This window comes from Thermococcus sp., from assembly GCF_027066465.1.
Taxonomy (GTDB): Archaea; Methanobacteriota_B; Thermococci; order Thermococcales; family Thermococcaceae; genus Thermococcus.
Map to the genome: position 1 here is coordinate 1 of NZ_JAMONU010000180.1, position 6,181 is coordinate 6,181.

Consider the following 6,181-nt stretch of genomic DNA (forward strand, 5'->3'; position numbering starts at 1 on the left):
TCGATTGCCTTCCCGGTTCCGGAGCCAAGGTGCACTCCCAAGCCGACGTTGAAGAGCCTGCCGACGAAGAGACCAAACAGAACGGCCATGGCAGACGTTGCAAGGTAGTAGACGATGATTTTCGCCCCAACCCGTCCAAGTCTCGCCGGGCTTATACTGGCGGCGCCAACGACGAGGGAAGCCAGTATAATCGGCATCACGAGCATCTTCAGGAGCCTGACGAAGAGGTCTCCAAACGGTTTGATGTACGTCTCTACGAAGCCCGTCCAGCCAAAGTGCCCGGCCACGAGGCCAAAGACCGCACCCAAAACCAGACCGTAGAGTATTTTCCAGAGGACCGGATACTCAAGGTACCTCCGCACTATTCCCATCCCTAACCCTCCGATGAAATTTTGCCTTCGGTTATGACGAATCAACCAAAAATAGAAGCGAATATTGAACTTCTTTAGGTTTTCTCAAAATTATTTGCCAAAATGACGAAAAAGTTAAGGAAAATCACGAGAAACGTATCGAAACGTCACCGTAGAGAACCCTCTTCGTCCCCTCGCCCGTCTCCACGACCAGCGCTCCGTCATCGTCTATGTCCAGGGCAGTTCCCTCAAGGAGAACCTCCCCGTCCTCAATAACCCTGACGTGCCTTCCCAGAACGGCGCTTCTCCTGCGCACGGCATCGAGTATCTCCCGGTGCCTCCCGCTCTTAAATAGGCTGTACCAGTAGGAAAGCGCCCTCAGAATTCTCTGGAGAACCTCGTCAAGGTCGACTTCAAAACCAAGCAGGCCCTTCATTGAGACCGCAGAGTCTTCAAGCTCTTCGGGAATCTCGTTGTTCACGTTTAGGCCTATCCCCAGAACGGCAAACCTGTCGAGCCTGCATTCACTCAGGATTCCGGCTATTTTTCTTCCTTCCACGAGGACGTCGTTGGGCCACTTTATCTCGGCGGGGATACCGTACTTTGCGAGGGCATCAACGACGGCGAGCGCCCCAACGAACACGAGTTTTGGAACGTTCTCGATTGGTGTTTTCGGCTTGAGGATTACGCTCATCCAAAGGCCCCCTTCCGGGGACGCCCAGTACCTTCCCTTTCTGCCCTTCCCCGACGTCTGTCTCCTGGCCAGCACGATGGTTCCCTCTGGAACGTCCTCGGCTATCTCCTTGGCGTACTCGTTAGTTGACCTAACCTCGGTAAGGCGGACGATGTGCCACTTCATATTTGAACACCACTTCACCGTTTGTCGAAAGGGATTTAAACAGTTGCGGAAAACCATCGTATGTAGTAAAACCCGGGGAAAACCTTAAATCCTCCTATGTATATATCACTCTCGGTGATTAGTATGGATGCCTACCAGAGCGTTGGTGTTAGGAGGAGGCTTAGGAGATTCTTCAGAAGGGACGGGAGGGCGCTAATCTTCGCGATGGACCACGGTTTTGAGCACGGCCCAACTGACTTCGAACCCGTCTGGGAGCACGTAAACCCCAGGGTAATCATAAGGAAAGTCGTAAGGGCCGGAATAGACGGCGTTATGATGCTTCCCGGCATTGCAAGGATAGCCGGCGACGAGGTCAAGCCCAACGTTGGCCTGATGGTCAAGCTCACGAGCAAAACCAACCTCCGCCCGAAGGAGGAACAGCTCCTCCAGAGCCAGCTAGCTTATGTTGAAGATGCGATAAAGCTCGGCGCCGACGCCATAGCGGCAACCGTCTACTGGGGTTCGCCGCAAGAGGACGTCATGATGCGCCAGTTCGCGGAGATAGCAAGCTACGCCCACGACCTCGGCTTCCCGGTTGTGCAGTTCGCCTACCCGCGGGGTCCGTACATCACCGAAAAATACGGCAGAAAGGAGGACTACCGCGTCGTGATGTACGGGGCGAGGGCGGCCGCCGAGAGCGGTGCGGACATGATAAAGACGTACTGGACGGGCTCGAAAGAAACCTTTGCCAAAGTCGTTGAGGCAGCGGCCGGCGTTCCCGTCCTGCTGAGCGGAGGGGCCAAAAAGGATGACCCCGTTGATTTCCTCAAGGTCGTCTGGGAGGTAATAGAGGCCGGTGGCGCTGGAGCCGTAGTTGGCAGAAACATCTTCCAGCGCGAGAATCCGGAGCCGTTCATAAAAGCCCTTCTAAGGGTTGTTCACAGAAACGAAGACCCGGAGGAAGCGGCGAAGGCCGAGGGCCTCCTCTGATTTTCGTCATCTGTCTAATTCTTTTTCTTTCCCCGTCGTAATGCTTTTAAGTGTTCATTTCTCTTTTGAGAGAAAGGGGTGAAAACATGACGAGGGTTGAAATTATAGACACAACGTTTAGGGACGCTCACCAGTCGCTCATAGCGACGAGGATGACAACCGAGGATATGCTGGCAATCGCCGAAACCATGGATAAAATCGGCTTCTACTCGATGGAGGTATGGGGCGGGGCAACCTTCGACGTCTGCATACGCTACCTCCGGGAGGACCCCTGGGAGAGGCTCCACCTCCTCAGGGAGCACATAAGGAAGACGAAGCTCCAGATGCTTCTTCGCGGTCAGAACGTCGTCGGCTACAGGCATTATCCGGACGACGTCGTCGAGAAGTTCGTTGAGCTTGCCCATAAAAACGGAATAGACATCTTCCGAGTCTTCGATGCCCTCAACGACGTCAGGAACATGGAAGTGGCCATAAAAAAGGCCAAGGAAGTTGGAGCCGAGGTTCAGGGGGCGATAGCCTACACAACCGGCAAAATCTTCACGCTGGAGTACTACATGAAGAAAGTCGAGGAGCTCCTGAAGCTCGACGTCGATGTCATAACGATTAAGGACATGGCGGGTCTCTTGACCCCCTGGAAGGCCTACGAGCTTGTAAGCGAGATAAAGGAAACCTACGGTGTTCCAGTCAACGTTCACACTCACTCGACGACGGGAATGGCCGTCGCGACGTATCTCAAGGCCGTGGAAGCCGGAGCGGACTACATAGACACCGCCATAAGCCCGCTCGCCTTTGGAACGGCCCAGCCCGGAATACAGACGATATGGCACGCCCTCCCGGAAGCAGTCGGAAGCCACCTCGACAGGGAGCTGATTCACAAGGTCTCCCGCTACCTTAAGAAGTTGCTCGAGGAGAAGTACTGGGGACTGCTCCACAAGGAGACGCTAATGGTGAACCCCTACGTCCTCAAGTACCAGGTTCCCGGCGGAATGTTCTCCAACCTGATAGCTCAGCTCAAGGAAATGAAGGCCCTCGATAAGCTTGACGAAGTCCTTGAGGAGATTCCAAGGGTTAGAGCAGACCTGGGCTGGCCGCCGCTCGTGACGCCGACGAGCCAGATAGTTGGAACGCAGGCGGTTCTCAACGTCCTCTTTGGGAGATACAAGCAGATAACACAGGGGGTTAAGGACTACATCAGGGGGCTTTACGGAAGGCCTCCAGCGGAGATAAACCCCGAGCTTAAAAGGCTCGTCCTCGGCGACGAGGAGCCTATAACGGAGAGGCCGGGAAGCCTTCTCAAGCCCGGGCTTGAGGAGTGCCGAAAGAAGCTTGAGGAACTCGGCTACCTCCACAAGGAGGAGGACGTTCTCACGTATTGCCTCTTCCCGGAGGTCGCCCTCGAGTTCTTCAAAGCTAGAGAGGAAGGCAGGGTAAAAATCGAGCCTCCCAAGAGCGCTTCAAAGGTTAAGATATACGTGAACGGCGTTGAGTTCGAGGTCGGCATCGAGGGTGTTGATTTGAGTGCGCTGAGATACCTACGGGGAGTTCAGATGCCTTCGGTTCAAACCGGCATTTCCCCGGGTGCTTCCGCTCCATCTCCAGTTCCATCCCCCGTTCCTTCTTCCCCGGCTTCTGTTTCACGGCCCCTCCCAGGTGGCTCCGAGAACGTTGTTACGGCTCCAATGCCCGGTAAAATCCTCAGGGTCCTTGTGAGCGAAGGACAGAGGGTAAAAATCGGGCAGGGTTTGGTCGTGCTTGAGGCCATGAAGATGGAGAACGAAATTCCAGCTCCGAGGGATGGCGTAGTGAAGAAAATCTACGTCAAAGAAGGCGACACCGTCGACACAGGACAGCCTCTGGTGGAGCTTGAGTAATTCCCCAACGCTCCCATTTTAATTTTGAATCTTAATTTATATTTTCTCCAATTTTAAGTTAAAAGCCGAAAGTTTTTCAGTTTTCTGCCGAAAGGCATTTAAATAATCAAAGTGTACACTAATGTGCAAAAATCTGTCGGAGGTGCAACCATGAACTCCGCTGTAATAATCCTGATAGCGGCGGCCATATACGTCGGTTTCTACTTCAGCTACGGTAAAGCCCTCCAGAACAAAGTCGTTCGAGCGGACCCCAACAGGCCGACCCCGGCCCACAGACTCTACGATGGAGTTGACTACGTTCCAGCGAACCCAGTGGTGCTCTACGGCCACCACTTCGCGAGCATCGCGGGAGCTGGACCAATAGTCGGTCCGGCGGTTGCAATGGCCTGGGGCTGGCTGCCGGGACTCCTGTGGGTGTGGTTCGGAAACGTCTTCATCGGTGCCGTCCATGACTATCTGGCATTGATGTCATCTGTGCGCTACGACGGTAAGTCAATCCAGTGGATTGCAGGAAAGCTTATGAGCAAAAGAACTAGCATGGCATTCGAGCTTTATGTCTGGTTCTCACTGGTACTGGTCGTTGCGGCATTCGGTGCTGTTATAAGCGGAATATTCTACAAGACACCAGGTGCGGCAACGGCCTCATGGCTCTTCATGGGCGTTGCGGTAATCCTCGGACTGCTCCTCTACAAGTGGCAGGTTGACTTCAAGCTTGGAACCATAATAGGCATTATCCTGCTTATCCTAGCGATATACATCGGCTTCAAGTATCCGATACATGCCAGCACCCACGTTTGGCTGATTGCCCTCGGAATCTACGTCATCATAGCATCGTCACTGCCGGTCTGGATTCTGCTCCAGCCCAGGGACTACCTGAACGCATACATACTCTGGTTCGGACTGATTCTCGGCGGACTGGCGTTCATAGTTGTGGGTATTAAGGGACTGGGAACCTTCACGGCACCCGCCTTCACCACCTGGAGCGCCAACGTCGTCGGTGGAAAGCCCTCACCGTTCTGGCCAACGATTCCTCTGGTCATCGCCTGTGGAGCGCTGAGCGGCTTCCACTCCATCGTAGGTTCGGGAACAACGAGCAAACAGCTTGACAACGAGCTTCACGGCCTCATGGTCGGCTACGCCGGAATGTTCACCGAGGGCTTCCTCTCAACGCTGGTTATAGCCTCGATAGCGGTCTACGGAATGCAGGTCTTCCAGACCCTCAAGATACCCGTCAACTACGACAACTGGGGAAGCCAGTACGCCATACAGGTCGTCCACCACAAGCTCAAGGTTGGAATATTTGCAAAGAGCTATGCCCTTGGAGTCCACAACGCGTTCGGGTTCCCGACCGAGGCGGCCGCCCTCTTCGCGAGCCTCTGGGTGGCGGCGTTTGCGCTGACGACCCTCGATACGGCGACGAGGCTTGGAAGGTTCGCCTGGCAGGAAATCATGGAGATGGCTAAAGCACCTGAAGTCCTGAAGAACAAGTGGCTTGCCTCCATAATACTCGTTGTCTTTGGAATGGCCCTCGCATGGGGCGGAAGCTGGCTTGTAATCTGGCCGGCCTTCAGCGGCATGAACCAGATGCTCGCCAGCATAGCCTTAATGACCGCATCGCTCTGGGTTGCGAAGGTTCAGAACCCGCACGGCAACTGGAAGTGGGCTGTCATAATCCCGGCCCTATTCCTCTGGATAACCGTTACATTGGCCCTCCTATGGTTCTTAGTGGTCGTGATACCAGGAATCAGCAGCCTCCTAACGAAGTACTCAGTGGGTCTGATAACCATCATAGGACTGCTCCTGAACATAATGCTGGTTATAGACTGGTACCACGCTTGGAAGAAGCCATCAGAAGAGTACGCCGCAATGGCCAGCTGAAGCTTTCGTTCTTTAATTTTTTCCTTCTGGAGGTGAGAGCTTGCAGAAGATTAAGGATTTCTTGAAAGGATTCGGGGAGGCGTTTCGTCACCAATCAACCGAGTTTATTGAGTTCGAATTGAGGGAACTCGAGAACGTCTTCGCGCTCATCCTGATGGGCTCTTTCATAGGAATCCCCAGCCCGCCGACGACGCTGGTTATGAGGCTCATGCCCCACATGGTCAAGGAAATCCGCGTTATGGAGAGCCGCGCTG

Annotated in this window: 6 protein-coding genes; 4 read left to right on the forward strand and 2 right to left on the reverse strand. The window is 54.2% G+C overall.

Annotated features, from left to right (window positions below; genetic code table 11):
* Together MVK46_RS08965 and MVK46_RS08970 are read right to left on the reverse strand one after the other, a co-directional pair.
* The coding region (locus MVK46_RS08965; protein WP_297536335.1) for a cation:dicarboxylase symporter family transporter at positions 1-371 on the reverse strand (371 nt) is incomplete at its 3' end.
* A gap of 124 nt (positions 372-495) precedes the next feature.
* Positions 496-1,209, reverse strand: a complete 714-nt coding sequence (locus MVK46_RS08970) for a biotin--[acetyl-CoA-carboxylase] ligase (protein WP_297536336.1) — start codon at positions 1,207-1,209, stop codon at positions 496-498.
* Between the two features lie 123 nt (positions 1,210-1,332).
* Here MVK46_RS08970 and fba point away from each other — a divergent pair, with 123 nt between their 5' ends.
* The 4 genes from fba to MVK46_RS08990 form a co-directional block, all read left to right on the forward strand.
* Complete coding sequence (gene fba / locus MVK46_RS08975; RefSeq protein ID WP_297536337.1) at positions 1,333-2,178, forward strand: class I fructose-bisphosphate aldolase; 846 nt, start codon at positions 1,333-1,335, stop codon at positions 2,176-2,178.
* Between the two features lie 86 nt (positions 2,179-2,264).
* Positions 2,265-4,049 (forward strand): pyruvate/oxaloacetate carboxyltransferase, encoded by a 1,785-nt coding sequence (locus MVK46_RS08980; RefSeq protein ID WP_297536338.1) that lies wholly within the window; start codon positions 2,265-2,267, stop codon positions 4,047-4,049.
* Positions 4,050-4,199: 150 nt separating this feature from the next.
* Positions 4,200-5,927, forward strand: a complete 1,728-nt coding sequence (locus MVK46_RS08985; RefSeq protein WP_297536339.1) for a carbon starvation protein A — start codon at positions 4,200-4,202, stop codon at positions 5,925-5,927.
* Between the two features lie 40 nt (positions 5,928-5,967).
* A partial coding sequence (locus MVK46_RS08990) for a hypothetical protein (RefSeq protein ID WP_297536340.1) occupies positions 5,968-6,181 on the forward strand: 214 nt, incomplete at its 3' end.